This is a genomic window from Bradyrhizobium sp. SZCCT0153 (assembly GCF_018129995.1).
In the GTDB taxonomy this organism is placed as follows: domain Bacteria; phylum Pseudomonadota; class Alphaproteobacteria; order Rhizobiales; family Xanthobacteraceae; genus Bradyrhizobium; species Bradyrhizobium japonicum_G.
The window spans coordinates 1,006,209-1,032,609 of record NZ_JAFCKS010000001.1 but is presented as its reverse complement, the minus strand read 5'-3'; the positions used below and the strand labels follow the sequence as shown (position 1 = coordinate 1,032,609).

Genomic DNA, 26,401 nt, shown 5'->3' with positions numbered 1-26,401 from the left:
GAAAAAATCAAATCGAATTTATGCAACGCAGCGTCGCTGCAAGAGTTGCCCAAAGTACTGTCACACACGTGACAATTATGCGTGCATCGCGCCGCATTTGCTATCAGATCGCGCCACGTTCGCACCGAAGTTCGCGCGCATTTGAACGGCTGTTCAACCATACCGCTTAAGCCGTTATTAGGTCGGCACCGTTAACACTCGTGACCAATTCGGGGAGTTTGTGTCGTGAGTACGGTAGCCGTTTTCAGTCTGCTGATCGGATCGTTGCTAGGAGGCCGATTCAGAATATTCATCCTGCCGCCCGCCATCGTTCTCGGTGCAGCCTTTCTCGGCGCAGGTCTGGCCTGGCAGGGGCATGATTCGGCTCACACCGTCGTTACGCTTCTCGTCTTTGCGGCGGTGCTGCAGCTTGGCTATTTCGGCGGCGCAGTGCTGGTCCGCGCGCGGGCGAACGCCTGTCGCGACAAAGCCGCGCCGTCGCTCGACGCCGGGAGTTTCGGCTAATCAGACCGGACGCGCAGGGATCGACAACTTGCCGCCCCCCGGCAGGTGATCGATCCGCCGCACAAAGGGACGTCAATCCCGCCCGCCCGGAGAAAAAAGCGACCCGCGGCGCCTCGATTTCGTCGCTAGCATATTGACATCTCGGGCGAAGCTCTCTGAAAGAGTTGGACCCAATGTCCACGACAGCGCCCCGAAATCCGCCCCGGCCGAAGCTACCGAACGGCGTGCGCATCTATGCGATGAGCGACATCCACGGCTGCGCGCATCTGCTCGAGCAGATGTTCGCCGTCATCGACGCGGACATGGCGAACAGCCGGCCCTATCGCGCCATCGAGGTCTTCCTCGGCGACTATATCGATCGCGGGCCGGATTCGCGCCACACCCTCGATCTGCTGATCAGGCGCAGCCGCCGCCGCAACACGGTGTTTCTCAAGGGCAATCACGAGGCCTATTTCACTTCGGTGCTGGAAGACCCCTCGCTCGCCACCGAATGGTTTCAGTTCGGCGGTCTCCAGACCATGATGTCATACGGCGTGTCCGCCGCACCGGGCCTCAGCAAGGACGAGCAGTCCGATCTCGTGCGCGAACTCGCATCCGCCATGCCGCCAGAGCACATCGCGTTCCTGCGTCAGTTGCGGCCGACATTCACCTGCGGCGACTTCTTCTTCGTCCATGCCGGGGTGCGTCCTGGAATTCCACTCTCAGAACAGCGCGAGGCCGATCTGCTGTGGATCAGGGACGAATTCCTGCAGAGCAAGAGGCGCTTCGGCAAATACGTCGTGCACGGCCACACGCCGGTGAAGCAGGCCGAGTTGCACGAGAACCGCGCCAACATCGATACCGGCGCGTATGCCACCGGAAACCTGACGCTGCTGTCCATTCAGGGCAACAGCATGCTCGCGATCTAGCCGTAAGGGCTCGCGGCGTCGTGGGCCGCGCCGGCCTTTAATTGGTGGGGCTCGTCGGCTGCCTATATTCCGGAAAGCGGCTCAGCATCGCCGCCTTCAGGAACTTGAAATGAGCGATCGAGGCGCCGAGTTCCTTGAGCCGCCGCTGGCCGTTCAGGATCTCCTTGTCGAACAGATCCTGATGGTGATTGTCGAGCGCCTCGCGCTCGAGATATTCGTCGTCGCCGTTGCCGAAGGTCACGGCGGCACGCGCCAGCACGTCTTCTACCCGCCGGTTCAGGCCCGACTGTTCCCGCTCGGCCGCGTGGAGGGCGTCCTCGATCGCGATCATAATGGCCTCGATGCGCGTGCGATCCGTTTCGGCGTCCCGCTCAGGCGAGCGCGCACGGAACGCCTGCTCTCCTCCGAAACGGTCCTTCAGGAAGTTATGGGTGCGAGCCCGCAGGAAGAGCTGGAACATGCGGTCATTTCCGGTTGAAGCGCCAGACCAGAAAATGGGCCCGGGATGGTTAACAAAGGTTAAACTCCCGAATCGTTCTGCCCGTTCGCGCGCCCGCGCGGGGGGACAAATCACATCGTTCCGTTGAGAGCGTCCAGTTCGGGATCAAGCGCTTGCTGCCATGTCGGCATCGCAATATCGAACCGTTCCCGCAGGCGCGTCAGATCCAGGCGCGAATTGAAGGGTCGCTTCGCCTTGACAGGAAATTCACTCGAAGCGATCGGAAGGATCTGCTTTACGGCAAACTTGGCCCCACGAGACTTCAGCCCGGAAACGATCGCGACCGCAAAGCCGTGCCAGCTTGTCTCGCCGGCGCACACCAGATTGACGGGGCCGCCCCGTCTATCGAACATTGCAGCAACATCCCCGTCCGCTGGTTGCAGCATCGCGACCATCGCGCGCGCGATCGCGCCTGCGGTTGTCGGACTACCGATCTGGTCGGCGACAATGCGCAGTTCTTCCCGCTCTCCTGCCAGCCTCACGATCGTTTTGAGAAAATTCGCGCCCGAGGCGGCGTAAACCCACGATGTGCGCGCGATCAGATGCGGTCCGCCCGCCTCGGCAATCGCCTGATCGCCAGCGAGCTTGCTCTCGCCATACACCGAGAGAGGGCGCGGAGTGCTGTCCTCACGCCACGGACGGTCACCGGATCCGTCGAAGACGTAGTCGGTCGAGAAGTGCACCAGCGGGATGTGGCGGCGCGCGGCCCATTGGGCGATAGCCCTGGGTGATTCAGCGTTGACACGAAATGCCATCTCGCGCTCGTCTTCTGCGCGATCGACCGCCGTATAAGCCGCGGGGTTGATGATCAGATCAGGCACGATCGCGTCCAGTTTTTCAGCGAGGCCCGCCGGCTGCGACAGGTCGAACGCCTCACGCGGCGGCGCAACGATGTTGGCGCGGTCCTGAAACTGCTGCAGCAGCGCCCCACCAACTTGCCCGGCAGCGCCGGTCAGAAGGATCTTCATGTCAGACCTCCCCATAGCGGGGGAGGCCCTTCACGTCTGCCAACAGCGGCGCCTCGGCATCCTTGGGTGAAAGTGACGGATCCGCGACAGCCCAGTCGATGCCGATTGCCGGATCGTTCCACCGCACTGAGATTTCATCCTTCGGACTGTAAAGCTCGTCGCATTTATAGAAGAAATCCGCAGTCTCGGAGAGAACGGCGAAACCGTGGGCGAAGCCACGAGGAACCCACAATTGCCTCCGATTATCTTCGCTCAGTTCAACGGCAACATGGCGCCCAAAGTTTGGGCTGCCGATGCGCACATCAACTGCAACATCGAGAACTCGACCGCAAAGCACCGTGACCAGCTTGCCCTGCGTGGCCGGATTCTGTAGATGCAGCCCACGCAGCACTCCGAAACGCGAGCGCGAGAGATTGTCCTGGACGAACGGCCGCGCAATGCCGTTCTGCACGTATCGCGCGAATTGATAGGACTCCAGGAAGAAACCGCGTTGATCACCGAATAGCTTTGGCTCGACGATCAGAACTTCGGGCAAATCCGTCGTGAGAACGTTCATTCGCAGGGACTCTAGCTCGGCGTCGACAAAAATCTTGTGCAGCGCACTCTATCTGATATTTTCGCGCTGGCAAACCAGAGAGGGCCGATGAAGGGAATAATACTCGCAGGCGGAACAGGTTCGCGCCTTTATCCCGTCACGACCGTGGTGTCGAAGCAACTGCTTCCGGTTTTTGACAAACCGATGATCTACTATCCGCTGTCGGCACTGATGCTCGCTGGAATCCGCGACATTCTCATCATCTCCACGCCGCAGGACAAGCCGCTGTTTCAACGCCTGCTTGGTGACGGAACGGAAATCGGCGTCAAGTTTTCGTATGCCTCGCAGGAAACTCCGCGCGGTCTTGCCGACGCATTCATCGTCGGCCGCGAGTTTGTAGGAGAGGATTCCGTCGCGCTCGTTCTGGGAGACAATATCTTCTACGGACATGGACTTCCCGAGTTGCTCGCCAAGGCCGCGGCTCGCAAGAGTGGCGCCACGATCTTCGGCTATGTCGTCAACACGCCCGAGCAATATGGCGTCGTTGAGCTCGGCAGTGACGGGCGCGCACGTTCGATCGAAGAGAAGCCCGCGCGACCGAAGTCGAACGTGGCCGTGACGGGCCTCTATTTCTACGACAATCGCGTGCTCGACATCGCCGCGAAGATCAAGCCTTCCGCGCGCGGAGAGATAGAAATCACCGACGTGAACAACGCATACCTCGCCAGTGGCGACCTGTTCGTCGAAGTTCTTGGGCGCGGGTTTGCCTGGCTCGACACCGGAACGCACGCCTCCCTGGTCGAAGCCAGTCACTTCGTGCAGATCCTGGAACAGCGACAGGGGCTGCGCATCGCGTGCCCGGAAGAAATTGCCTTGCGGCGCGGCTACATTTCCCTGGAATCCTTCTCGAAGGTTGCCGAGAAGACCGCCAAGAGCAGCTACGGCCAGTATCTGCAATCGGTGGCTCGCTCCTTCTCCGCTCACGGTCTGGACTGAGGCAAACGACTCATGCGCTTTGAAGGCTCCACGATTTTCGTCACGGGCGGTGCCGGTTTCATCGGCTCGGCAGTCATCCGTCATCTTCTTCGGGATACGCACGCGCGCGTCGTCAACGTCGACAAGCTCACTTACGCGGCAAATCTCGAGTCGATCCCGGGCGCCGTCGCAAATCCGCGCTACGCGTTCGAGAAGCAGTGCATTTGCGAAGCGCCGTCACTCCGTAAACTGTTCGAAAAGTACCAGCCCGTCGCGGTCATGAATTTGGCAGCCGAAAGCCACGTCGATCGCTCGATCGATGGGCCCGGAGAATTCATTCAGACCAACATCGTCGGCACCTTCACGCTGCTGCAAGAAGCCTTGCGGTACTGGAAAGGGCTGTCACCGGACCGGCGTTCACGGTTCCGCTTTCTTCACATATCGACGGACGAGGTGTTCGGCTCGCTCGGCAAGGACGGTTACTTCACGGAGACAACCTCTTACGCACCGAATTCGCCCTACTCGGCGAGCAAAGCGTCATCTGACCATCTGGTCCGCGCCTGGCGCGAGACCTACGAACTCCCGACAATGGTGACGAACTGCTCGAACAATTACGGGCCTTATCACTTCCCCGAAAAGCTCATCCCCCACATGATCATCAAGGGGCTGGCCGAAGAAGCGTTGCCGGTTTATGGCGACGGGCAGAACATCCGAGACTGGCTCTACGTAGAGGATCATGCCAAGGCGCTTGCGCTCGTGCTCGAGCGCGGCGTGATCGGCGAAACATACAATGTCGGCGGGCGAAATGAGCGCAGCAACCTCCACGTCGTGGAAGGCATCTGCGATCTGCTGGATGAAATTTCGCCGTCCGGGACAGGTTCTCGGCGGAGCCTGATTTCGTTCGTTTCCGATCGTCCAGGGCACGATCGCCGTTATGCGATCGATGCTTCGAAGCTCGAGAGCCAGCTTGGATGGCGTGCGGACGAGAACTTCGAGAGCGGGCTGGCCAAGACCGTCCAGTGGTTCATCGACAATCGGGAGTGGTGGGAGAACATTCTCGGTCGCGGTTATCAGCAGAAGCGTATCGGCCTGGGCTAACCGCATTGGTGTCCTTTTGCGAAGGCTTGCCCAAGTCGGCGTGCAGGACATCGGCGGTTTGTTCGCATTGAATGCGACGGGCCCGCGAGAAATGGACGAATACTACTTCGTATGGATCCGTGGCCTCGACGGGCGCCCGAAGCCGCAGATTTGGGCCGCAGATCAATTTGACGGACCTGGATGGAAATTTCGGAACGTCATCGCGCGGCACGTTCTCGATGCGGCGGAACGCGGGATGGGTGCGGATCGCCTCGCGAAACTTTTCCCAGCGCCACCTGGTCAGGAAGAGTGCATCTAGTTTTTTCGACCTGACATGACTGCCGGACGCCACTTCGACTTCCACAATAGCCCAACGAGCAAGCCGCACGACTCCGTTTGACGTGTGATCAGCTTATGGATCGATTTTGCACCAACCAGGCCTTCCAGGCTCCTTCATGCTTTTCGTAGAGTTGTAGCCAGCGCTGCTCGCCGGCAGCCGGCCAGACATCCCGGCCGTCGGGCTCGGTCTGGCCCCCCGCCGGACCGAGTACCAATTCGCTATCGAGCCGTTCGAATTCGAACGTCTCCTCGCACGTCAGGCCGATCAGAACGCGCCGGCCCGCGGCATCGACGAAATATCGCCGGTGGGCGTTGTTTGTCGGGCTGATCATCGCGCGCCCCTCCCATAATGCCGGCCCCGCCCCCCAGCGCTCCGTGGACGACGTCGGCCCCCACATATCCGAAGTTGCAATCGCTCAGAATGCACGCCGCACCCTCGTCAGCGACGCATTCTGTGGAGATAGGGTCTGATCGTAAGGCTGATAGAGCGGATGACGCGTTCTGCGCCGGCGCGATCGCCACGCGCGCGTCGCGTAGCCTGAACCAAAGCCGGCGAGGATCGAGAGCAGGATCGCAACTATCATCATTCTGAAGTCTTCCAGTTGCTGAGCGCGGTATCTTCATGACCCAGCATTCTCATCTTCGAGTTGTGTCGACATCATGATGAGCGCTGCTGATCTTGTTGTCAGGCCGCGTGTTTTAACAGCACGATGGATGCGAATTGATCGCCTGGTCTGCGTCAGCCGAAGAAGTAGAAGAACAGTCTCACCAGCAGCAAGGTGATGAAATAGACCCAGCCTGCCATCGCGATCAGCGCTATGCTGAAAAACGCGCCTTCAAATGCTCGCTCTCTGAGCTTGGTGAGAGGGAATGCCGCTCGCGCTTTCTGAAGCATCTCGATCTTCTGAACGGTCCGTTGTTGTTGGCGTGATCATAGCCGCGTGAATTAGACGATCTCGTGACGACTCGCCCGAGAGTAGCGCAACACTGCTCGTTGAGATCGGCGCGGCATGCTCGCGCCGCGATCGACCGATTCTCGGTCGCATCGTCGTGATCGTATCGGACGTTGGCACGATCATGATTGGCTGGCATTGACAGTCACAGGTTTGCCGCACGGCAACGATTCCGAATCTCACGCAAGAGCTGACGCCGCTGGAATAGGCGCCGTCCTTCCTCGCCGCCAAGCGTGAGTGCTCACCGATACTGTCTCTCCGGATTCCCGAGCGAGTCGAGCCTGCACAACAGCACGCGGTCGGCGCGGCGTATTGGTCTTCCAATGAACGTTGGGTCGGGACTTCGAGGAGCCGGACGAAGTGCCGGAACATCCTCGACCGAAATCGAGGATAAGCGCGGATCGACCTCGGCTGATCAGAACACCCGTGGTTATACGGAGCGACGCGCATCGATTTCATGCTGGTAAGGTTGAGCGGTTAGCTTAATTCGCGTTGTTTGTTGCGAAGTCTCTCCCATCGCTTATCCATCCTCTCGCCGGACTTCCCCAAGGCCCGGCCCACCCAAGCAAGGCCGTCCAGCGAACATGGTCCGCTTGGCGGCTTTGTCGTCATGTCAACGAGAGGATCATTTTGGTTATGGCGCGCAAGCCCTGGTCGTTCAAGGAGGATCGCCGGCTCATGGAGTTGGCCAAGTCTTCGACTTCGCTGGAAGAGGCGGCGAGACAGCTTGGGCGATCGCCTGACGCGATCAAGCGGATGGCCTTGCGGCTCGGCCTGTCGTTGAAATCGAAGGGTGCGAAGAAGGGCTGACGGCACGAACACGATCTTGCCCAAGCGGAACAGCCGGCCGCCCGGTGCGCCATATCCGCCAGGACTTACAGCGGCTTCGGTTGCGTCATACGTCGCCACTCCCCTCGCGGGCGATCAGGCCGAACCTCACTTCGGGGTCGAGACCTTAACGATATTCTTGGCTTTCGGGAGCGTCGCTCCGATCGAACCGTTATGATGCTGCAATGCGTCGAAACCATCTCATCGCAGCTACAGTTATCTGCCTTGCGCTCATCGTCTACGCCATACTCGTCAAACGTGCTGGCAGACCGGCGCTCATCGGCCACGCCGAAGCCTATTGGGTGGTGATCATCGAGCGATTCAGCGCCTACTGTCTGCTGGGCTTTCTGCTGTCTTTCCTGCTGCCCGGCCGAATCAGGCTGGCTTGCGCCTTCGTGATTGCCGTCGCAGTCGCGCTAGAGGTTTTCCAGGCGGTAACGCCTGCCCACGATCCCCACTTGATCGATGTGCTACAAAAGGCAGCCGGCGGCGCTTTCGGCGTCATTCTCGCCCAGACGATTCTGGCCTTTCTGCCGAGGTCGCCGTCCTAGTCGAGTCTCATGGCGCGCGAGCTAGGTGCTGCCGGTCAGCGGAGCCACACGGGGCCAACGAATACGCTCAACCCATAAGCCGAGCCTATCACGCACAGGCTGATCGACAAATTTCGTCGCAACGTACGCAGCGCCGAGGCAAGTGATCACCTCCAGCACGATCGAAAGGGCGAGCGCCATTTTGCCAAGGGCAAGAGTTTCCTGAAAATAGAAGAAGATGCGCGTGATCGGGTAGTGCACCGCGTACAGCGGATAGGAAAGCTCTCCAGCGAACCTGCATGCCTGCCTCCAGCCCGGCGGCACGGCTGTCCCGGCGCCGCCCCATATCAAGACCGGGAATACGACAAGAATACATGCAACATCGTACATCGGGTGCTGGGGCAAAGGTGCAATGAACACACCAACCAAAACCACGACGGAGGCGACGGCCGTAGGACCGCTGACGATGGATACCGTTCCGATCCTCGACATAAGGACGCCGGCAAAAAATGAAAAGCCGACACGGAGCAAACCAGCATAGACTTCTCCGGTTCTTGCTCCCAATTCGAGGTCGCCCTGTTCGAGCGACACCACAACCAGTCCTACCGCGAAAAGAACCGCGAGGATTGAGAGTACGGGTATGCGTAGCCACCGAAACGCGAAACAGTAGACAACATTTGCCACCACTTCATAGAACAGAGACCAAAGAGGGCCATCAAACGGAAAGACGGATGCGGTCAACGGCATTCGGCCAAAGGGCAAAAGCAGCAACCCACATGACAGCACCAGGGCCATTTTGGTCAGGTCCAGCGCATGCCCTCTCAAGAGGCCGCCAATTGAAACAGCGGCGCCGACAAGGGTGCCCAGAATGATCATCGGCCAAAGACGGACGAAACGCCGCAACAGGAATTCAAACTTGAAAGAAGGATCTTCCAACCGCATGCCGTAGGCACGATCGATGACGAAGCCGCTCAACAGGAAGAAGAAGTCGACGGCAAGATACGCGTGAATTGCCATACTTGCGATCTGCAGGGATCCGGCAATATGGTAAATCAGCACGGCAAGGGATGCGATAGCCCGATAAACATCAAGAATAGGGTAGTGCCGGCTTCCCGGAGATTTCATTGCTCAAACGCCATTCGGAAACATATAAAAAACGCCGGCAAGAATATGGGAAATTAGCGGTCAGCCAAGATTAAACCTTTGGCAATGGGCGCTCGCTTTTCGCCTAGGTCGCCTTGCCAACCGCCGGCGCCGTTCTCGCCGGGATGGCCGCCCGTGCGCATCTTCGCATGCCGCTTGCTTGCCAGAAGATCCGCAGCATGCGCCTCGCCGAGCGATGCTGTGCCTCGGATCAGGCTTTCCGCCGTGTCACACGCCGCTTCGGCCTTGCCAGAACCTGGACTCGTTCGCGGCACTAGTTGGTGCTCTTGAACTCCGCCTGCAATTTAGCCATGTCGGCGCTTGCGACCGCCGCAAGATCGCGCAGGAGCGCAACAACTGTCGCACCCCCACGGGGCCGCACCGGCTGTACGACCACCTGATTCGAAGAGGGCCGGCTTGCCGCCTAAGCGGCGGACTTACGCCATTCCGCGCCCGAGCCCTTCCCGCTCGGCAGCGCGAACGCCGGACATCTGCCGATGGGTATCGCGCAACGCCGCGATCGCCTCATCGAGATCGAATTCGGCTTCACGAATGGTCTCGAAGAACCGGGCCATCAATGCGGGGGTCAGCTTGACGCGGGTGTTCCCGTCGCGGCTCTTGCGGCGATCGAGCGACAGATGCAGCGCCTGCACCCTGGCTTCGGCAGCGTTACAGCCGCTGAGTGTCGCAAATTCGTCATATGTCATCCAGATCTGAGGCATGTCCCTGTCCGCCTTTTGTTATGGGCGCCAACCTAGATTCCACGTCTAAAGGCACTCTTGCCGCAGCGCGGCCGGGAAGCGTTTTCGCGACAACAGCGTCAATGCAAAGCTAAAGCGCAGGATCCTCAGGGAACGGGCGTCTTGGGAGGCACAAACGGGTGGCGCGACCGCGAACGGCCGTCGATGCCCTTGGGCAGCTTGTCTGCATTGAGCTTCACGACCGCACCTCTGGCGTCAGCGGCCGGCGCCTCGTCCTGGCTGTAGATCAGCGTCGCCTCGAACTTCACATCGGGCGCCTGGTCGGCCTTTCCGGAACAGGTCGCCATCGCGCCGCTGCACACGCCCGAGAGCCTGACCTCGACCTCGTCGGGTCCGAACACGGTCGGCGGGCCCTCGGAATGTCGCCGCGTGGTCAGAACGGCCGTGAAGCGTTGCTCGTCGACCCGATAAGAGCCGCCGTACGTGAAGAAGCAGTCGCTGCCCGAGATTCGCCCTTCGGCCAGATGCACGACGCCGGTGCCCTGACCGCGCGGGGTTCTGAACCAGGCAGCATATTTGCCGTCTCTCAGCATGAAACACCCGTCGTGAAATTCATCCGTATTTGCAGCCAACTCTGGGGCGCGACAATGACCGGTGCGGCGAGTATTCCGCCACGGTTAACGCCCTGCAAAGTCAACCCGTCAAATTGCTGCCGAGGCTCGAGCCGAAGCCGGCCGCGACCTCAAAACAATTCTATGCCGTCATCGGCGGTCTCGACCGCCTCGACCCGGCGCGCCGCCGCGATCGATGCCAGCCCCAGGGTTCGAAGGAATTCCCGGTGAACGTCCCGCTCGCGCTCCATCGTGTAATGCGCGAACAGATCGTCGAGCATCGCTTCGTCGTCCGCATGGAGCTGCGGCCGCTGCGAGCCGTCGCTCGCGGCCTCGAGGCGCCCGGCGACCGCGGGCAGCGCAGCGGAACCTTCACCGAGCGTGGTCATCAGGCCCAGCGCCGAATTCATCAGCCCCTCGAACTCCGCACCTTCGGCGACGAGCCGGCTCATCAGCTTGCCAAGCCGTTCGTTGCCGGCCTCGACCTCGCGGAGCGCGTGGAGGATCTGCGGCTCGAGCTTGGCGAGCTGCGTGGGATCTCCCTGCACACGGAGCTCCTTCAGCTCCCTGGCCGAGCGCTCGATCCCGTCGAGCACGGGCCTCAAGCGCCCCGCGCCCGCCGAGACCTGATCGGCAGTCGCCTTGAGCTCGTTGGCGATGACGACGAAGGCGCTGCCGCGGCTGCCGAGATGGCTCGCCTTGAGGCCAGCATTCATCCCGATCAGCGTGATGTCGACCGTCGCCTCGGCGAGCCCGGCGATCGCCTGGCGAAATTTTGTCAGCGTGTCCTCGACGATCGCCAGCGCCTCGTCGACCGAACGGCCGGCGCCGTCGCAGGTGGCGATCAGGGTCGAGGCGTGCGCCAGCGTCTGCTTGATGCGCGCCAGGAACGACGACGAGCCGCCGTCCTCGCCGCCGAACAATGTGCGGCCGTGGCCGACGACGCTTCCCGCATCGTGCAGGATGGCCGTCAGCGCGCGGACGATCTGGCCGATGTCGCCGCCGAATTCGCGCTGGGCGTCCCTGAGTTGGGCCGCCTGCAAATGGCAGACCGCGCGCGTGCCGTCGTCGCTCGCAACCGGTTCAGGAACGAGGCCCGGAGCGGAGCCGGACACACGGGAAAGGCCGTGGGAGACGTGCTCCAGGCGTTGGCGCGTGCTGTCGCCGGCCTGCAAGGAGATGATCGCACTGCCGACCGCCTCGGCGATCCATTTGGTGCTGGTGCTGGCAAGTACGGCGAGCTGGCTGCTGCTGCGGCGCTGGTCGAGCAATCCCGAATAGGCGGCGCCGAGCTCAGCGCTCTCCGAAACCAGTTGATTCCCGTAGCGGCTCTCGAACTCCCGTTGCCGGCCGGATGCGGTGGCGACGGCTTCCGACAGGCGCTGCTGATCCCGCGCGCAGCCCTCGATCGAGCCCTGCACGGCCCTGCCGAGATCATAAGCCTCCTGCGTGAACGCCAGAAAGCCCTCGCGGTCGCCGTCGAGCGAAGCGGCCTCGATCCGCGCGCTGCGCGCGATGATGGTGATCATCTGGACGTGCTTGAACAGCGGCTTGAGCAGCGCCGACGCCTCAACGGTGCTCGTGCCGATCGTCGCAAGCAGGGCGCTCTCGGCCGGAAGCGCCTGCGCAAGCTCGCTGAGCCGCGCGGCGATCTCCTGTAGCGCCGTTGCGGCGCCCTCGATCTCGGCGCCCGCGAGTTCCTCGGACAGCGTCGCGAGGCCCTGGTTCAGCTCCTTGAAGATGAGGTGGCCGCGCCCCAGCTCCTGACCGACGCGCGCGAAGACGTCCTCGATCCGAGACGAGACGTCGTCGACCGCGGCGGTCGCTTCAATGAGCGTGTTGGCCGGCATGGCGGACATGACCATCAACCTGTCAGGGCCGTATGCCCGGCCTGGTACCAGAGCATGATCTCGCGCGGGATATGGTGCAGCGAGACGATTTTCTCGACACCGCCATGGGCAATCGCTTCCTTGGGCATGCCGAACACCACGCAGCTCTCTTCATCCTGCGCCCGCGTCGAGGCGCCGAGCTTGCGCATCTCCAGCATGCCGCGCGCGCCGTCGTCGCCCATGCCGGTCATGATCACGCCGAGCGCATTGGCGCCGGCATGCTGGGCGGCCGAGCGGAACAGCACGTCCACGGACGGGCGATGCCGCGACACCGGCGGGCCGTCCTTGATCGCGATCTGGTAGCGCAGGCCGATACGCTGGAGCAGCATATGACGGGCGCCCGGCGCGATATAGGCGCAGCCCGGCAGCACCGGATCGCCGTCCTCGGCTTCCTTGACCCGGATCTGGCAGACGCTGTCGAGACGCTTGGCAAAGGCCGCTGTGAAACCGGCCGGCATGTGCTGGACGATGACGATGGGCGGACAGTGCGGCGGCAGCATCTCGAGGACGTCGTTGAGCGCTTCGGTCCCACCTGTCGATGCACCGATGCAAACGATGCGTTCCGTTGTCGGCCGCGCCTTGCCCTGCACCGGCGGCGGGATGATGGCGTCGGCCGTCAGCTTCTTTTCGATCACCCGACGTTCGGTGCGCGGGCGCACCCGTGCGCGCGCCGCCGACTTCACGGCCTCGCGCAGCCGCATCGAGCATTCGAGCAGCGCCTGCCGCGTGTCGATCTTCGGCTTGGGCACGATGTCGACTGCGCCCGCCTCGAACGCCTCGAACATCACGTTCGAACCTTCCTCGGTGAGCGAGGAGCAGATGATCACCGGGATCGGACGCTGCGCCATGATCTTGCGCAGGAACGTCATGCCGTCCATGCGCGGCATCTCGATGTCGAGGATCATGACATCGGGGATCTCGTTCTGGAGACGTCGCGCCGCCGCAAACGGATCGGAAGCCGTCCCCATCACCTCGATCTCGGGATCCTCATTGAGGATCGTTTGCAGGATTTGGCGCACCGACGCCGAATCGTCCACGATCAGTACGCGAACTTTCTCCCTCGGCATTCTGGTTGCGCTCCGGCTAGACCTGGAAAATGGTTGGCTGAACTTGCTTCAAACCCGGCACTGCACTGTGAATCATCGATTCCGAATGTCCGACCAGTAAATAGCCGCCGGGCCGCAGATGATTGCAGAGTTGCTCGACAACTTTGCGCTGGGTCGGCTTGTCGAAATAGATCAGGACGTTGCGGCAGAAGATCATGTCGACGTCGCGATCGACGGGATAGGATGCATCCATCAGGTTCATCCGCATGAAATGCACCATGCGCCGCAGCTCCGGCACGACCCGTACCTCACCACGCGACTTGTCCCGCGACGACAGGAAATATCGCTTCACGAAGTGCTCCGGCACCGGCGCAAGCACGTCGCGCGCATAGATCGCGGTCTGGGCGAGGCGGAGCACCGCGGTTGAAATGTCGGTCCCCAGGATACGGTACTGAAACCGCGAGCCGTTTCTTGTCATGTCGTCCAGCACCATGGCGGTGGTGTAGGCTTCCATGCCGGTCGAGCTCGCCGAGCTCCAGACCTTCAGGTTCGCACTCTTCCGTCCATGCGATTTGAGCAAAGCGGGGATCGCGACCTCCCGCATGAAGGTGAAGTGCTGGGGCTCGCGGAAGAAGTCGGTCTTGTTGGTCGTCACCACATCGATGAGTTGAGTGAGCTCGTTATCGAAATAATCCGGTTCGAACAGGTTGTCGACATACTCGTTGACGTCGGAGAAATTCAGCGCGCGCACGCGCTTGTGCAGCCGCCCCTCCAGCATCAGCCGCTTGCCCTGCGGGAGTTTGATACCGACCTGGCCTTCGATCAATTCGGCGATGGTCCGGAAGTGGCGGTCCGAAAGATGGACGGCCGTATCCTGCATGGCAGGCATCATCGTTGCCTGCCCCCGTCCGGGATGGCCGCCTGCATCGAATGTCGGGCCGTACGGGCCATCTTCAATCCCACGCGTTTACGCAATCACTGGCGACCGATCGGCCTATTGGTGACGGATGGACCGATCGCTTGACGGGTCTCAGCGCTGGAACTCGGCGTCCCGATCATCCTCGCCGTCGTTCATGTCGAAGGCAAAGCCGCCGCCACCGGCCGCCTTGACGGCCCGCACCGGCTTGGCCTGCGGCTTCCTGGCCGGACGCTCGACCGCCGCCATGGTGGCTGCCTTGGCGCGCAACTGGTTGACCGCCCGGTCGATCGGCGCGGGGCCCTTTCCGCCGTGCTCAATGCGGAAATAGGCGATGGTGGATTGAAGCTGCTCGGCCTGGGAGGCGAGCTCCTCGGAGGTCGAGGACACCTGCTCGGAGGCGCTGGCGTTCTGCTGGCCGACCTTGTCGAGTTGCTGGATCGCCTGGTTGATCTGGGCCGAACCGACGTCCTGCTCGCGGCACGCCACCGTGATCTCCTCGACCAGCTCGGCGGTCTTCTTGATGTCGGGCACAAGCTTGGCAAGCATATGGCCGGCTTCCTGCGCCACCTTGACGGTCTCGGTCGAGAGCGTGCCGATCTCGGCGGCGGCCGCCTGGCTGCGCTCGGCAAGCTTGCGCACTTCGGAAGCCACGACGGCAAAGCCCTTGCCATGCTCACCGGCGCGCGCGGCTTCGACCGCCGCGTTGAGCGCGAGCAGGTCGGTCTGGCGTGCGATCTCCTGCACGATCGTGATCTTCTCGGCGATGGTCTGCATCGCATTGACGGCGCGGCCGACCGCGGCGCCGCTGGCCTCGGCATCCTTGGCCGACTGCGCGGCGATCTTCTCGGTCTGGTTGGCGTTGTCGGCGTTCTGCTTCACGTTCGAAGCCATCTCTTCCATCGAAGAAGAGGCCTCTTCCGCGGACGAAGCCTGCTCGGTCGCGCCCTGCGAGAGCTGCTCGGCGCTCGCGGACAGTTCCTGGCTGCCGGCGGAGACATTCTGCGCCGCCGTGAGCGCCTCCGACACGATCTGCCGGAGCTTCTCCACCATGCGCACGAGGGCTAGACCGAGCGTGTCCTTGTCCGACAGCGGCTTGGCCTCCACCGTGAGGTTGCCATGAGCGATCTCGTTCGCCACAGCCGCGGTCTGGTTCAAATTCACAGTCATCGCATTCAGCGACTTGATGAGATCCCCGATCTCGTCATTGCTGGAGGGCTCGATCTTTCGGCTGAGATCACCGATGGCCACCGCGTCGGCAAGGCTCACCGCGCTGAAAAGCGACCGGCTGATGTTCAGCGCCATCCAGACGGCGGCACCTATGGCAATGACCAGCGATGCAAGAATCAGCGAAAGCAGAATGATGGTGGCACGGCTGCCGTCGACCCTGGCCTGCTCGCTCTCGTCGGCCATCTGTTTCTTGACATAGGTGATGTAGTCGCTCGCCGCGGTGAGCGCCGGCGTGGAGGCCTTCAGGCCCTCGGTCATGGACCGCTCGGTCGCCTTGGCTCTATCGTGCTTTGCCAACACGAGCGTTTGATCCTGGACGTTGTTCGAATTTGCATACGCGTTAGCGAACGTCTCGATCATTTTTCTGCCGGTCTCGCTCGCGCTGGCGTAGACCTCGTCTTTCACCTTCAGGGCGCGCTCGCGGAGCTGGGAGATCTGGCCGATAAACTTGTCCTGATCGGCATCGGCCGCCAGGATGGTGTTCTTTTCCGCTCGTACCTGAAGCAATACGGTTTCCTGAAGCTCGCCGACCTTCGCCAGCCGAGCGGCCCTGGCCGACAGGTGCTCGGCCGTCACGACCATATCGTTCAGCTTCATATAGGCGACGCCTCCGGCGATCATGGAGAGCAGGATGACGACGCCGAACGCGCTGGCAAGCTTGGCTTTGACGGTGAATCTCATATCAATCTCGTTGGTTCGAATTGGGGTGCTTACGCTTGACCACGCACTTGCAAACTCAGGCGGCGCGGGACGAATCCGCGGCCGTGTTACGTCCTTCCGGGACCTCGTCGTTCGCCATCAGCTTGCCGAGATCGAAGATCACGACGAATTTCTCGCCCTTGCGGCCGATGCCGGCGGCATAGTCGGACTGCCATTTGCCGCCGACCTCGGGGATCGGCTCGATCGCCTGCTCGTCGATGTCGGTGACCTCGAACACGCAATCGGCGACGAAGCCGACGCCGACCAGACGATCCTTCATCGGCACGTCGAGGATGATGATGCGGGTCGCCTCGGTCGCTTCCACGGCCGGCAGACCGAGCTTGGTCCGGAGGTCGACGATCGGATAACCGCTGCCGCGCACGTCGATCATGCCGAGCAGGAAGTTCGGTGCATGCGGAAGCCGCGAGATCGGCCGCATGTCGAGAATTTCCCGGACATTGCGGATGCTGATGCCGAACGTCTCTCCGGCGAGCCCGAGCGTCAGATATTGCGAGGTTGCGGCCATGATGCAGTCCAGGGATACCGAGGGGCAGCGAATGAGCGCGGTCCGGCACGAGGCCGGACCGTTTTGATCAGCGTTGGAACTCGGCGTCGCGGTCGTCTTCGCCGTCATGCATGTCGAAAGCGAAGCCGCCGCCGCCAGCGACCTTCATCGCGCGTGCCGGCTTGCGGACCGGCGCAGGCTTTTTCGAGCCGCGATCAGCCGCCGCCATGGTTGCCGCCATGGTTGCCGCCTTGGCGCGCAGCTGGCCGACCGCACGGTCGATCGGCGCGGCTGCGGCTCTTTCATTGTGGTTGGCGTGCTCGATCCGGAAGAAGGAGATAGTGGACTGAAGCTGCTCGGCCTGCGAGGCGAGCTCTTCCGAGGTGGACGAGACCTGCTCGGAAGCGCTGGCGTTCTGCTGGCCGACCTTGTCGAGCTGCTGGATCGCCTGGTTGATCTGGGCCGAACCGACGTCCTGCTCGCGGCAGGCGGCGGTGATCTCCTGGACCAGCTCGGCGGTCTTCTTGATGTCGGGCACGAGCTTGGACAGCATAGAGCCTGCTTCCTGCGCGACCTTGACGGTCTCCGTCGACAGCGTACCGATGTCGGCCGCCGCCGCCTGGCTGCGTTCGGCGAGCTTGCGCACCTCGGAGGCGACCACCGCAAAGCCCTTGCCATGCTCGCCGGCGCGCGCGGCTTCGACCGCGGCGTTGAGCGCGAGCAGGTCGGTCTGTCGCGCGATCTCCTGCACGATCGTGATCTTCTCGGCAATGGTCTGCATCGCGTTGACGGCACGCCCCACCGCGACGCCGCTGGCCTCGGCGTCCTTGGCCGACTGCGCGGCGATCTTCTCGGTCTGGTTGGCGTTGTCGGCGTTCTGCTTCACGTTCGAGGCCATCTCTTCCATCGAGGACGAGGCTTCTTCCGCGGAGGAGGCCTGCTCGGTCGCGCCCTGCGACAGCTGCTCCGCACTTGCGGACAGTTCCTGGCTGCCGGCGGAGACGTTCTGCGCGGCCGTGAGCGCCTCGGCGACGATCTGCCGAAGCTTCTCGACCATCGCATTCAGAGACCCGACGAGGTCGCCGATCTCGTCGTTGCTGGCCGAGGGAATGGTCTGGCTGAGATCGCCCTCAGCCACTGCGCCGGCAAGACCGACCGCACGGCCAAGCGACCGGCTGATCGAGATCGAAATCCACAAGGCCGCGCCGATCGCAACCATCAGCGAGACACCGAGCAGCGTCAGCAGCATGAACTGGGCTTGGTGGCCTTCGTCCTTCGACTGAACGGCCTGCTCCGCCATCTGCTTCTTTGTGTTCTCGACATAAACGCCCATGGATTCGAGCGCATCATTCACCACCTTGCGCCCCTCGTTCGTCGAGCGTTCGGTCGCCTTGACCTTGTCGGTCTTTGCAAGCCGGATCGTCTCCTCCTGATAGGCGTTCATCCTGGCGTAGGTCACGGCGAAGCCATCGAGCAGCTTCCGACCAGCCTCACTCGCCAACGCGTAGACTTCGTCCTTGGTCTTCAGGGCGCTCTCGCGGCGTTTGGCGGCGTCGGCCGCGGCCTGCTCGACCTCAGTCTCGCTACCGATGATGGCGTTCTTTTCCGCGCGAAGCTGGATCAGAATGTCTTTCTCGATCTCCGTTGCCTTTTCCATGCGTTTCGCGCGCAGGACCATGTTGTCGGCGGTCGCCATCATATCGCCGAGCTTCATGTAGGCCACGCCACCCGCGACCATGGACAGGACGATGACCAGCCCGAACGCGCCGGCAAGCTTTGCCTTGACCGTAAATCTCATTTCCAGCCTCTACCCCAGTCTCGCCCCGAGACCTCATTTCAATTCAGGATGCGTTCCATGTTGGGAACGATGACGAACTCTTCACGCCATTTGGCGATGAAGCGAATGAACTCCGGCTTCCAATGCATGCCGACGCGCGGTGTCTGCTGCACGTCGGTCTGCGATATCTCGGTGACCTCGTAGACCTTGTCGGCGGTCAGACCGACCAGCACCGGCTCACCGTCGAGATCGAGCTCGATGACGACGATGCGCGTGTCGGCCGAGTCGTCGAGCTGCGGCATGCCGAAGCGGATGCGCAGGTCCGCGAGCGGAATGACGTTGCCGCGCACGTTGATCACGCTGGGAACGAACGACCGCGCGCCCGCGACCCTGGTCACGGGGACCGGATCGATGATCTCGCGCACGAGGCCCGCGTCGAGCGCGAACTTCTCCTCGCCGAGGCCGATCATCACGACCTGCATCGCGCCCGCCTTAGACTCGCCGGCCTGCATCTCGTACATCACGCCGCCTCGCTGATGTGCTGCTTCTCGACTTTCGACTGCGCCAGCGTCACGAGCTGCGCAACGTCGAGGATCAGCGCCGCCGTACCGTCACCGAGGATGGTCGCGCCGGAGAAGATCGTGACGTCCGAATGCAGCTTGGAGAGCGACTTGATCACGGTCTGGTGGTTGCCGATGATCTGGTCGGCGACGAGACCGACGTGAGTCTCGCCGGTCGAGATGATGATGGTCTTCTGGTGCCGGTCCGGCGTGCCCGATGCGGTCATGATCTCGCGCAGCCTGAGGAAGGGCACGAGGTTGCCGCGCACGTTGAGGAAGTTGCGACCGCGGGAGCGCTCGTCCTCGGCCGTCAGCTCGATGCATTCCTCCACCGCCGACAGCGGAATGATGTAGCGGCCTTCGCCGACGCGGATCAAGAGACCCTCGATGATCGCGAGCGTCAGCGGCAGGCGCAGCGTCACCGTGGTGCCCTGGCCTGGTCTGGTCGACAAATCGATCGTGCCGCGCATGTTCTCGATGGTGCGCCTGACCACGTCCATGCCGACGCCGCGGCCGGACAGCGCCGAGATGGTCTGCGCGGTCGAGAAGCCCGGGTGGAACAGGAACTGGTGGATTTCGTGGTCGGTGAGCACGGCGCCAGCCGCGATCAGGCCCTGCTCTTCCGCTTTCGCTCGGATCCGCGCGGTGTTGAGGCCGCCGCCATTGTCCTTCACGGTGACCAGCACCTGCGCGCCGGAATGGACAGCAGCGAGCTCGATCCGGCCCTGTTCCGTCTTGCCGTTGGCAGCGCGAGTCGCGGTGTCCTCGATGCCGTGGTCGATGGCGTTGCGGATCAGGTGAACCAGGGGATCGGCGAGGCACTCGATCATGGTCTTGTCGAGCTCGGTATCCTCGCCCGTGGTGACGAATTCGACCGGCTTCGACAGATCGCGCGACAGATCGTGGATCAGGCGGCGGAACCGCCCGAACAGCGAGCCGATCGGCACCATGCGCGCGCCCATCGTGGTGTCACGCAGGGACGAGGCAAGACGTTCGATTTCCTCGGCGATCATCTTGATCGAAAGGTCGGAGCCGGACGAAGCTAGCTGGGTCAGGCGCGCCTGGGCGATGACGAGCTCGCCGACGCGGTCCATCAGCTCATCGAGACGCTCCGCCTGGACGCGGACGGTGGCGATGCCGCGATCGTCGCGCTTGGCCTCGGACTTCGATTCGGATTTGGGGTTCGGCTTCGATTCAGATTTGGGCTCCGCCTTGACGGCAGGCTGCGCGGCAATCGGCGCGGCCGCCTCGACCATCGGCACAGGCATTTCGACCGGCGGAGCCGGCTCCTCGTCGAGCAGCTGGAAGAGCGGCATCGGCGCCGGCGCTTCGACCTGCTCCAGCGGCGAAAGCGTCAGCTTCATCTCGTCCTGGACGAACATGAAGACGTCGTCGATCGCGTCCTTGTCGCAGGCGGCGTGCAGCTTCACGTCCCACTTCAGATAGCAGTCTTCCGGGTCCATCTCGTCGAGGAACGGGATGCCGTCGGTCACCGGCACGACAAAGCAGGGCCCGAGCTTGCAGAGATCTTCCAGCAGGTCGAGCGGGTTCGAGCCGTTGCGCAGGATGTGGGATTCGAATTCCAGATAGAGATGCCAGCCGGCCTGCTTGCTCCCGCCGGGGACCGGCACAGGCGCATCGGCGATCCCGCCGACGGATGCGACAGGCTGGTCCGACGACACGAATCGCTTGAGGTCGTCGAGGATGGCATCGCCGATGACGTCGTCGGTCGACTGGGGATCCTCGATCAGCGCGCGGATGTAGTCCTTGGCCGCGAGCGCGACCGAGATCAGATCCTGCGTCGGCTTGATCTCGCCCTTGCGGACGCGGTCGAAGGCCGTCTCGAATTCGTGGGTGAACGAGGCGACCTTGTCGAAGCCGAACATGGCGCCCGAGCCCTTGATCGTATGCAGGGCGCGGAATGCGGAATCGACCAGTTCGCGGTCGTCGGGACGCTGGCCGAGATCGAGCAGGGCCCCTTCAAGAACTTCGAAGAGTTCGCTGGCTTCCTGACGAAAGACCTCGGTCGGGTCCATTGCGCTCATGCACGCACCAGCTTGCCGACGACAGCGAGCAACTGCTCGGGCTTGAACGGCTTGGTGATCCAGCCGGTGGCTCCGGCGCTCTTGGCCTCCTGCTTCACCGTGTCATTGGATTCGGTGGTCAGGAACACGATGGGCATGCCGACCGCGCTCGGAAGCTTGCGCAGCGCCCGGATCAGCTCCAGGCCGTTCATGACGGGCATGTTGAGGTCGGTGATGACGAGATCGAGCTTGCCGGCTTGCGCCTTGGCGAGCCCCTGTGCGCCGTCGCCGGCCTCGATGACGCTGTGACCGGCCGGCTCGAGCACGACTTTGATCATCTGCCGGATGCTGGGAGAGTCGTCGACCGTGAGAATCGTGGCCATTAGGCGCCATCTTTCTTTTGCGGGAAATGCTGATCGATCATCGCCTCGCTGGCGAAGCCGGCGCGGCGAAGGGTGTTGCGCAGAGACTGGGAGAAGGAGGTCAGGACCACAGGCCGGCCCTGGGCCTCGCCGGTCTTGGCGGTGGACAGCAGAAGCTGGATCGAGGTCACGTCGGCCTTGTCGACGCTTGAGCAATCGATCTCGAGCCGATCCTGCCGGCCGAACGCCTCGCGAATGAGGTCGTAGACATTGCGGATCGCAGCGATGCTGCAATCGGCAGGCAGCCGAAGGGACCATTTCGGCTCGGTGACATCAGACGACATGCGTCCCCCAAATTTCCTCAGGATTCTCTGCACGCATGGCGAGAATCCCGCTCGACGACTATTCGCAACGGAGAGTATGCAAACCCCTAATGAGCGCCTCCGTACAACTACGGGTCACAATTCGAAGAACTTCGCGTATGCATGCAGACGTGCATGGCCCGCCCAAATCTCATGCGCCGCGCGCGGTCTCGAGGCAGTTCGGCACGGGTTGGATGTTTGCTCCGCGTTAAATCGCAAAGGCTATTCGTTGAGGTCATGCTTCGCCATCCGAACGAGTCGGGCCGCCGATGCTGACCCAAGCGCTTCTGATTGATGACAGCCGCTCTGTCCTCAATTTCCTGAAACGTCATATCGAAGCCGAAGGCCTGGTCGAGGCTACCACCTTCCTCGATCCCGTCGAGGCGCTGGCCTGCGCGCGCGAGCGTGTCTTCGATCTCGTGCTGGTCGACTACGAGATGCCGCATATGGACGGCATCAGCTTCATCCGCGCCTTCCGCACCCTGCCCGGCTGCGCCGACATCCCGATCGCGATGATCACGTCGCGACAGACCGATGACGTGAAGATGGAAGCGCTGCAGGCTGGTGCAACCGATTTCTTACCGAAACAGCCACAGAGCCTCGAGATGACGGTGCGCCTGCGCAATCTGGTGCGGCTTGGTGCAGCCGTGCGCAAGCAGAACGACCGTGCGGCCGATCTGGCGAGCGCGGTGGCGGCCGCGACCCGGAAGCTCGGCGAGCGCGAAGAGGAGATCATCCTGCGGCTCGCGCTCGCGGTCGAGTACCGCGACAACGACACCGGCGAGCACACGCTGCGGGTCGCCCGCTACAGCCGCATCATCGCCGAGCAGCTCGGCCTGCCGGCCCGGCTCTGCCGCGACATCTATCTGGCCGCCCCTCTGCACGACGTCGGCAAGGTCGCCATCCCCGACAACATCCTGCTCAAGCCCGGGAAGTTGACCGGCGAGGAGATGGCGGTAATTCGCACCCATGCGACGATCGGCGAAAGGATCCTGGCGGATTCCAGCTGCGAGCTGATCCAGCTCGGTGCGCAGATTGCCGCAGGTCATCACGAGCGCTGGGACGGCGCGGGCTATCCGAGCGGCCTCAAGACAGACGAGATCCCGGTCGCCGCACGCGTGGTCGCGGTCGCCGACGTCTTCGATGCGCTGACGACGCGGCGGCCATATAAAGAGCCGATGGAGCTGGAAGTGGCGCGCGACTATCTGGTCGAAAACCAGGGCCGACAGTTCGACCCGGCCTGTGTCGGGGCCTTCCTGTCGCGCTGGGACGAGGTGGTGGAAATCGCCGCCGGTCAACAGGCGACGCCGTATCAGAAGACCGAGGCCACGCTCGCTCCCAACATGTGCGCTCCCTATATAGAGAGTGCAGCGGAGAGCCACCCGGTCGAGGTCACTTTGGCCGAGGCCATCCCTGCCGAATGATATTATCAATCCGGCCAAAGGCTTGCCGTCGCACCGTTTCTCCGGTCGCCGGTTTGAACCTGTTCCTGATAGAGTGCACCAATAACTAAGAGTGATTCTGGTCACACTTGCCTGGGCGCTCCGCTGCTAAGCATCGGGCCAGGACGGGGACCGGGCAAGCATCGGTCGAATTGGATGAGAATTCCCATGAGAAGCCTGATCGGCGCCGTTGTCGGCGCGTGCTGTCTTTCGGCCCCCGCTTTGGCGGAGACTCCGGCCGCCATCGTCGAGGATGTGCAGGGCAAGGTCGACGGCATCGCGTTCATGGATTATGTGGCGCCGGGCAGGATCATCAAGCTGGGACCCAAGGCAAGCATTACGCTCAGCTATCTGAAATCCTGCCTACGCGAGACCATCAGCGAAGGCGTCGTCCTGGTCGGCACCGAGCAGAGCACCGTGCAACTCGGCGATGTCAAGCGGGAAAAGGTGCCCTGCGATACCAACGCGGCAAAACTGTCGGACCGCGAGGCGAACCAGAGTGCCGCGACGACTTTCCGCACCATGCGCTCGGACGCCAAGGGCGCTCCGGCCAAGCTGCCGACGCTCTACGGCGTCGCGCCGCTGGTGCAGGCCAAGAGCGGCAGCACCCTGGTGATCGAACGCACCGATGGCAAGGAGCCAACGATCAGCGTGCCGCTCAAGAGCGAGACCATGGTCGGCGGCAAGTTCTACGACTTTGCCAAGGCCGGAAAGTCACTGACCCCGGGCGGTAGTTACCTCGCCATTCTCGGTACCAAGCGCTACGCGTTCCAGATCGATGCCAGCGCCACGTCCTCGCCGACGCCGATCGTCGGCCGCCTGCTGCGGCTCGAATAGGCAACCAGCGACGGGGCGATGCGGCGGATCGGCAGGGGGGACATCGTTGCGGCGATCCTGATTGCGCTCCTTACGGGCGCGGTCGCCACGTCTCCGCCGCTCCAGACCCTGCAAGGCCTGTCGCTCGACATCCTCACGGCGCTGCGCGGCAAGCTGATCGGCGACCACCGCGATCCCGCGACATCGCCGGTCGTCGTCGTGGCCATCGACGGCGAGACCTACGAGACCCCGCCCTTCAAGGGATCACCGACGCAGACCTGGACGCGCGAGATCGGCCGGGTGCTCGGAAGCATCACCGAGGGCGGTGCCAGGGTGATCGGCTTCGACGTCATCTTCAAGAACTCGATCGAGCAGTCGGAGATTCCCTTCGGCGACGCGCCGCTCGGCGCCCGCATGAAGGGATTTGACCGGGACTATCTGATCGCCCTGCGGCAGATATCAGACAATGGCAAGCTGGTGCTCGGCGAGATCCTGAGCAACGACCATCCAGAACCACCCTATCGCGCGCAGCAACTGGCGGTGCGAAACAACGTCCGTGCGCTCAATGTCTACACCGATGCGGACGATGTCATCAGGCGAATGCCGCTCACTTTCTCCATCGACGGCAAGCCGGTGCCTGCCATGGCCGTCGAGCTCGCCGCGCGCGCGCTCGATGCAAAGCCTGAGATCGCACCGTCCGGCGCGACCGAACTGTCCGGCTATGCCATCCCGAGCGTGGTACCGAATACACTCACGCTCAATTTTCGAGGGATGGGCCGCGACGTACCGACCTTTTCGTTCGCCGACCTCCGGGCCTGCGTCGAAAAAGGCGACCGCGATTTCTTCCGCCGCGCATTCGACGGCAAGGTCGTGCTGCTCGGCACCGCCCTGAATTTCGAGGACCGCAAGCTCACCTCCATGCGCCTGTCCGGTGGACATGACGGAACGCCGGCCGCAAGATGCGCCCTGCCCGCACCGGCTAGCATCGCACAGAAGACCCCCAGCGACGTCGCCGGCGTCTTCGTGCACGCCACCGCAGTCCGAAATCTGATCGAGCGCGACGCCGTGACCGAGCTTGGCTTTCCGCTACGGAGCATTCTCACGATCGTGTTCTCAGCAATCATCGCTTGCGCGGCCTGCGTGCTCGCACCGGGTGGCGCGCTGCTCGCATGGTTCGGCCTCACCGCCGTCTACGCCGCAATGGCCGTCGGCGCATTCGTCCATGCCTTGGCGCTGCCACTGACGGAGCCGGCACTGGCGAGCCTTGCCGCGCTCGCCATGATGATCGGCTACCGTTTCGTGCTGGCCGACCGCGACGAGCGTTTCCTGCGCAAGAGTTTCGCGTTCTACCTTGCACCCGAAGTGATCGACACCATGGTCGCCTCGGGCAAGATGCCGGCGCTCGGCGGCGAGATGCGCAACGTCACCATGTTTTTCTCCGACCTCGGCGGCTTCTCCTCGATCGCGGAGACGATGACGCCGGGCGAGCTGGTGACCCTGATGAACGAGTATCTGTCCGCCATGACCGACATCATCGAAAGCCATGGCGGCTATGTCGACAAATATATCGGCGATTCCATCGTCGCCATGTTCGGTGCGCCCGCCGACGATCCCACGCACGCGTGCAACGCCGTCCGGGCCGCGCTGAAATGCCACGAGGAGCTGGCAGAGCTCAACGCCGGCAGTGCCGCCTTCGCCGGCCGCGGCCTGTCGCACCGCATCGGGCTCAACAGCGGCGAGGCCGTTGTCGGCAACATCGGTTCCCGCCGCCGCTTCAACTACACCGTGATGAGCGACACCGTGAACGTCGCCTCGCGGCTCGAAGGCGCCAACAAATATTACGGCACCGCGATCATGGCTTCGGAGACGACGATGGCCCAGACCGGCGATGCCTTCGCCTGGCGCGAGCTCGACGCGATCAGGGTGATGGGACGCGGCGAGGCGATCAAGGTGTTCGAGCCGCTCGCGGTCAAGGGCGCGGAGACCGCCGGTCAGACGAAGATGGCCGCCGCTTACGCAAGCGGACTGGCTTGCTGGCGCGCGCGGGAGTTTGCGAAGGCAGCCGACGCGTTCGATGACGCGGCAGACAGCGATCCGGCATCAGCGCTGTTCGCTGAACGCGCGCGGCGACACGCCTCCAGCCCGCCGCCTTCTGAATGGACGCCGGTGAATACGCTGGAAGGCAAATAGCGGCATTTGCGA

Annotated in this window: 27 protein-coding genes; 9 read left to right on the top strand and 18 right to left on the bottom strand. The window is 62.7% G+C overall.

What is annotated here, in order from left to right; genetic code table 11:
- Nucleotides 1-225: 225 nt before the first annotated feature.
- Nucleotides 226-504: a hypothetical protein gene (locus JQ572_RS05090; protein WP_211381855.1), complete on the top strand. Its 279-nt coding sequence runs from the start codon at nucleotides 226-228 to the stop codon at nucleotides 502-504.
- A gap of 173 nt (nucleotides 505-677) precedes the next feature.
- On the top strand, nucleotides 678-1,412 hold the full coding sequence (locus JQ572_RS05085) for a metallophosphoesterase family protein (RefSeq protein WP_211381854.1): 735 nt from the start codon (nucleotides 678-680) through the stop codon (nucleotides 1,410-1,412).
- A 37-nt stretch (nucleotides 1,413-1,449) separates the two neighbouring features.
- Here JQ572_RS05085 and JQ572_RS05080 read toward each other — a convergent pair whose 3' ends face one another.
- The 3 genes from JQ572_RS05080 to rfbC all read right to left on the bottom strand — a co-directional run bounded on the left by JQ572_RS05080 (nucleotide 1,450) and on the right by rfbC (nucleotide 3,435).
- On the bottom strand, nucleotides 1,450-1,872 hold the full coding sequence (locus JQ572_RS05080) for a hypothetical protein (RefSeq protein WP_211381853.1): 423 nt from the start codon (nucleotides 1,870-1,872) through the stop codon (nucleotides 1,450-1,452).
- Between the two features lie 110 nt (nucleotides 1,873-1,982).
- Entirely contained in the window at nucleotides 1,983-2,879 is an 897-nt protein-coding gene (rfbD, locus tag JQ572_RS05075) for a dTDP-4-dehydrorhamnose reductase (RefSeq protein ID WP_211381852.1), read from the bottom strand.
- A gap of 1 nt (nucleotide 2,880) precedes the next feature.
- Entirely contained in the window at nucleotides 2,881-3,435 is a 555-nt protein-coding gene (rfbC, locus tag JQ572_RS05070; protein ID WP_211381851.1) for a dTDP-4-dehydrorhamnose 3,5-epimerase, read from the bottom strand.
- 87 nt (nucleotides 3,436-3,522) lie between these two features.
- On the opposite strand from rfbC, the gene rfbA reads away from it, so the two are divergent.
- Entirely contained in the window at nucleotides 3,523-4,410 is an 888-nt protein-coding gene (gene rfbA / locus JQ572_RS05065; RefSeq protein ID WP_211382415.1) for a glucose-1-phosphate thymidylyltransferase RfbA, read from the top strand.
- A 12-nt stretch (nucleotides 4,411-4,422) separates the two neighbouring features.
- On the top strand, nucleotides 4,423-5,487 hold the full coding sequence (gene rfbB, locus JQ572_RS05060) for a dTDP-glucose 4,6-dehydratase (protein ID WP_211381850.1): 1,065 nt from the start codon (nucleotides 4,423-4,425) through the stop codon (nucleotides 5,485-5,487).
- 386 nt (nucleotides 5,488-5,873) lie between these two features.
- Here rfbB and JQ572_RS05055 read toward each other — a convergent pair whose 3' ends face one another.
- Both JQ572_RS05055 and JQ572_RS05050 read right to left on the bottom strand, forming a co-directional pair.
- A complete protein-coding gene (locus JQ572_RS05055) occupies nucleotides 5,874-6,137 on the bottom strand; it encodes a hypothetical protein (RefSeq protein WP_211381849.1) in 264 nt (87 codons plus the stop codon).
- Between the two features lie 407 nt (nucleotides 6,138-6,544).
- The gene (locus tag JQ572_RS05050) at nucleotides 6,545-6,700 is read right to left on the bottom strand and encodes a hypothetical protein (RefSeq protein ID WP_211381848.1); all 156 of its coding nucleotides are present in this window, start codon (nucleotides 6,698-6,700) and stop codon (nucleotides 6,545-6,547) included.
- A 694-nt stretch (nucleotides 6,701-7,394) separates the two neighbouring features.
- On the opposite strand from JQ572_RS05050, the gene JQ572_RS05045 reads away from it, so the two are divergent.
- Both JQ572_RS05045 and JQ572_RS05040 read left to right on the top strand, forming a co-directional pair.
- The gene (locus tag JQ572_RS05045; protein WP_211381847.1) at nucleotides 7,395-7,568 is read left to right on the top strand and encodes a hypothetical protein; all 174 of its coding nucleotides are present in this window, start codon (nucleotides 7,395-7,397) and stop codon (nucleotides 7,566-7,568) included.
- A gap of 203 nt (nucleotides 7,569-7,771) precedes the next feature.
- Nucleotides 7,772-8,137 carry a VanZ family protein gene (locus tag JQ572_RS05040; protein WP_211381846.1) on the top strand — a complete coding sequence of 122 codons (366 nt, stop codon included), beginning with the start codon at nucleotides 7,772-7,774 and terminating at the stop codon, nucleotides 8,135-8,137.
- A gap of 21 nt (nucleotides 8,138-8,158) precedes the next feature.
- On the opposite strand, the gene JQ572_RS05035 is transcribed toward JQ572_RS05040, so the two are convergent.
- The 13 genes from JQ572_RS05035 to JQ572_RS04975 form a co-directional block, all read right to left on the bottom strand.
- Nucleotides 8,159-9,241, bottom strand: coding sequence for an acyltransferase family protein (locus JQ572_RS05035; RefSeq protein ID WP_211381845.1), 1,083 nt, complete (start codon nucleotides 9,239-9,241; stop codon nucleotides 8,159-8,161).
- Between the two features lie 455 nt (nucleotides 9,242-9,696).
- Nucleotides 9,697-9,981 carry a hypothetical protein gene (locus JQ572_RS05030; protein WP_211381844.1) on the bottom strand — a complete coding sequence of 95 codons (285 nt, stop codon included), beginning with the start codon at nucleotides 9,979-9,981 and terminating at the stop codon, nucleotides 9,697-9,699.
- Between the two features lie 125 nt (nucleotides 9,982-10,106).
- Entirely contained in the window at nucleotides 10,107-10,553 is a 447-nt protein-coding gene (locus JQ572_RS05025) for a hypothetical protein (protein WP_211381843.1), read from the bottom strand.
- Nucleotides 10,554-10,702: 149 nt separating this feature from the next.
- Nucleotides 10,703-12,430, bottom strand: a complete 1,728-nt coding sequence (locus JQ572_RS05020; RefSeq protein WP_211381842.1) for a chemotaxis protein — start codon at nucleotides 12,428-12,430, stop codon at nucleotides 10,703-10,705.
- 5 nt (nucleotides 12,431-12,435) lie between these two features.
- The gene (locus tag JQ572_RS05015; protein ID WP_211381841.1) at nucleotides 12,436-13,527 is read right to left on the bottom strand and encodes a protein-glutamate methylesterase/protein-glutamine glutaminase; all 1,092 of its coding nucleotides are present in this window, start codon (nucleotides 13,525-13,527) and stop codon (nucleotides 12,436-12,438) included.
- A 16-nt stretch (nucleotides 13,528-13,543) separates the two neighbouring features.
- Complete coding sequence (locus tag JQ572_RS05010) at nucleotides 13,544-14,398, bottom strand: CheR family methyltransferase (protein ID WP_211381840.1); 855 nt, start codon at nucleotides 14,396-14,398, stop codon at nucleotides 13,544-13,546.
- Nucleotides 14,399-14,536: 138 nt separating this feature from the next.
- The gene (locus JQ572_RS05005) at nucleotides 14,537-16,333 is read right to left on the bottom strand and encodes a methyl-accepting chemotaxis protein (protein WP_211381839.1); all 1,797 of its coding nucleotides are present in this window, start codon (nucleotides 16,331-16,333) and stop codon (nucleotides 14,537-14,539) included.
- Nucleotides 16,334-16,388: 55 nt separating this feature from the next.
- Nucleotides 16,389-16,877 (bottom strand): chemotaxis protein CheW, encoded by a 489-nt coding sequence (locus JQ572_RS05000; RefSeq protein WP_211381838.1) that lies wholly within the window; start codon nucleotides 16,875-16,877, stop codon nucleotides 16,389-16,391.
- A 67-nt stretch (nucleotides 16,878-16,944) separates the two neighbouring features.
- Nucleotides 16,945-18,654, bottom strand: a complete 1,710-nt coding sequence (locus JQ572_RS04995; protein WP_211381837.1) for a methyl-accepting chemotaxis protein — start codon at nucleotides 18,652-18,654, stop codon at nucleotides 16,945-16,947.
- A gap of 38 nt (nucleotides 18,655-18,692) precedes the next feature.
- The gene (locus JQ572_RS04990) at nucleotides 18,693-19,154 is read right to left on the bottom strand and encodes a chemotaxis protein CheW (RefSeq protein WP_211381836.1); all 462 of its coding nucleotides are present in this window, start codon (nucleotides 19,152-19,154) and stop codon (nucleotides 18,693-18,695) included.
- Nucleotides 19,154-21,238, bottom strand: coding sequence for a chemotaxis protein CheA (locus JQ572_RS04985; RefSeq protein WP_211381835.1), 2,085 nt, complete (start codon nucleotides 21,236-21,238; stop codon nucleotides 19,154-19,156). The genes JQ572_RS04990 and JQ572_RS04985 overlap by 1 nt, the downstream gene beginning before the upstream one ends.
- Nucleotides 21,235-21,600, bottom strand: coding sequence for a response regulator (locus JQ572_RS04980; protein WP_018317043.1), 366 nt, complete (start codon nucleotides 21,598-21,600; stop codon nucleotides 21,235-21,237). Before JQ572_RS04980 ends, JQ572_RS04985 begins: the two co-directional genes overlap by 4 nt.
- A complete protein-coding gene (locus tag JQ572_RS04975) occupies nucleotides 21,600-21,923 on the bottom strand; it encodes an STAS domain-containing protein (RefSeq protein ID WP_211381834.1) in 324 nt (107 codons plus the stop codon). The genes JQ572_RS04980 and JQ572_RS04975 overlap by 1 nt, the downstream gene beginning before the upstream one ends.
- A gap of 287 nt (nucleotides 21,924-22,210) precedes the next feature.
- Here JQ572_RS04975 and JQ572_RS04970 point away from each other — a divergent pair, with 287 nt between their 5' ends.
- From JQ572_RS04970 to JQ572_RS04960, 3 genes are all read left to right on the top strand, one after another.
- Nucleotides 22,211-23,365 carry a response regulator gene (locus JQ572_RS04970; protein WP_211381833.1) on the top strand — a complete coding sequence of 385 codons (1,155 nt, stop codon included), beginning with the start codon at nucleotides 22,211-22,213 and terminating at the stop codon, nucleotides 23,363-23,365.
- Nucleotides 23,366-23,551: 186 nt separating this feature from the next.
- Nucleotides 23,552-24,220 (top strand): hypothetical protein, encoded by a 669-nt coding sequence (locus tag JQ572_RS04965; protein WP_211381832.1) that lies wholly within the window; start codon nucleotides 23,552-23,554, stop codon nucleotides 24,218-24,220.
- A gap of 18 nt (nucleotides 24,221-24,238) precedes the next feature.
- Complete coding sequence (locus JQ572_RS04960) at nucleotides 24,239-26,389, top strand: adenylate/guanylate cyclase domain-containing protein (protein ID WP_211381831.1); 2,151 nt, start codon at nucleotides 24,239-24,241, stop codon at nucleotides 26,387-26,389.
- The last annotated feature ends 12 nt before the right edge of the window (nucleotides 26,390-26,401 follow it).

What these genes read in the sequence shown, in the direction of transcription:
- JQ572_RS05010 (WP_211381840.1), bottom strand. Translation starts at nt 14,398, where the DNA reads ATGATGCCTGCCATGCAGGATACGGCCGTCCATCTTTCGGACCGCCAC.
- JQ572_RS05020 (WP_211381842.1), bottom strand. Translation starts at nt 12,430, where the DNA reads ATGTCCGCCATGCCGGCCAACACGCTCATTGAAGCGACCGCCGCGGTC.
- JQ572_RS04965 (WP_211381832.1), top strand. Translation starts at nt 23,552, where the DNA reads ATGAGAAGCCTGATCGGCGCCGTTGTCGGCGCGTGCTGTCTTTCGGCC.
- JQ572_RS05055 (WP_211381849.1), bottom strand. Translation starts at nt 6,137, where the DNA reads ATGATCAGCCCGACAAACAACGCCCACCGGCGATATTTCGTCGATGCC.
- JQ572_RS05045 (WP_211381847.1), top strand. Translation starts at nt 7,395, where the DNA reads ATGGCGCGCAAGCCCTGGTCGTTCAAGGAGGATCGCCGGCTCATGGAG.
- JQ572_RS04985 (WP_211381835.1), bottom strand. Translation starts at nt 21,238, where the DNA reads ATGAGCGCAATGGACCCGACCGAGGTCTTTCGTCAGGAAGCCAGCGAA.
- JQ572_RS05080 (WP_211381853.1), bottom strand. Translation starts at nt 1,872, where the DNA reads ATGTTCCAGCTCTTCCTGCGGGCTCGCACCCATAACTTCCTGAAGGAC.
- JQ572_RS05005 (WP_211381839.1), bottom strand. Translation starts at nt 16,333, where the DNA reads ATGAGATTCACCGTCAAAGCCAAGCTTGCCAGCGCGTTCGGCGTCGTC.
- JQ572_RS04980 (WP_018317043.1), bottom strand. Translation starts at nt 21,600, where the DNA reads ATGGCCACGATTCTCACGGTCGACGACTCTCCCAGCATCCGGCAGATG.
- rfbA (WP_211382415.1), top strand. Translation starts at nt 3,523, where the DNA reads ATGAAGGGAATAATACTCGCAGGCGGAACAGGTTCGCGCCTTTATCCC.
- JQ572_RS05050 (WP_211381848.1), bottom strand. Translation starts at nt 6,700, where the DNA reads ATGCTTCAGAAAGCGCGAGCGGCATTCCCTCTCACCAAGCTCAGAGAG.
- JQ572_RS04995 (WP_211381837.1), bottom strand. Translation starts at nt 18,654, where the DNA reads ATGAGATTTACGGTCAAGGCAAAGCTTGCCGGCGCGTTCGGGCTGGTC.
- JQ572_RS05085 (WP_211381854.1), top strand. Translation starts at nt 678, where the DNA reads ATGTCCACGACAGCGCCCCGAAATCCGCCCCGGCCGAAGCTACCGAAC.
- rfbD (WP_211381852.1), bottom strand. Translation starts at nt 2,879, where the DNA reads ATGAAGATCCTTCTGACCGGCGCTGCCGGGCAAGTTGGTGGGGCGCTG.
- JQ572_RS05000 (WP_211381838.1), bottom strand. Translation starts at nt 16,877, where the DNA reads ATGGCCGCAACCTCGCAATATCTGACGCTCGGGCTCGCCGGAGAGACG.
- JQ572_RS05015 (WP_211381841.1), bottom strand. Translation starts at nt 13,527, where the DNA reads ATGCCGAGGGAGAAAGTTCGCGTACTGATCGTGGACGATTCGGCGTCG.
- JQ572_RS05030 (WP_211381844.1), bottom strand. Translation starts at nt 9,981, where the DNA reads ATGCCTCAGATCTGGATGACATATGACGAATTTGCGACACTCAGCGGC.
- rfbC (WP_211381851.1), bottom strand. Translation starts at nt 3,435, where the DNA reads ATGAACGTTCTCACGACGGATTTGCCCGAAGTTCTGATCGTCGAGCCA.
- JQ572_RS05025 (WP_211381843.1), bottom strand. Translation starts at nt 10,553, where the DNA reads ATGCTGAGAGACGGCAAATATGCTGCCTGGTTCAGAACCCCGCGCGGT.
- rfbB (WP_211381850.1), top strand. Translation starts at nt 4,423, where the DNA reads ATGCGCTTTGAAGGCTCCACGATTTTCGTCACGGGCGGTGCCGGTTTC.
- JQ572_RS05040 (WP_211381846.1), top strand. Translation starts at nt 7,772, where the DNA reads ATGCGTCGAAACCATCTCATCGCAGCTACAGTTATCTGCCTTGCGCTC.
- JQ572_RS04990 (WP_211381836.1), bottom strand. Translation starts at nt 19,154, where the DNA reads ATGTACGAGATGCAGGCCGGCGAGTCTAAGGCGGGCGCGATGCAGGTC.
- JQ572_RS05035 (WP_211381845.1), bottom strand. Translation starts at nt 9,241, where the DNA reads ATGAAATCTCCGGGAAGCCGGCACTACCCTATTCTTGATGTTTATCGG.
- JQ572_RS04960 (WP_211381831.1), top strand. Translation starts at nt 24,239, where the DNA reads ATGCGGCGGATCGGCAGGGGGGACATCGTTGCGGCGATCCTGATTGCG.
- JQ572_RS04970 (WP_211381833.1), top strand. Translation starts at nt 22,211, where the DNA reads ATGCTGACCCAAGCGCTTCTGATTGATGACAGCCGCTCTGTCCTCAAT.
- JQ572_RS04975 (WP_211381834.1), bottom strand. Translation starts at nt 21,923, where the DNA reads ATGTCGTCTGATGTCACCGAGCCGAAATGGTCCCTTCGGCTGCCTGCC.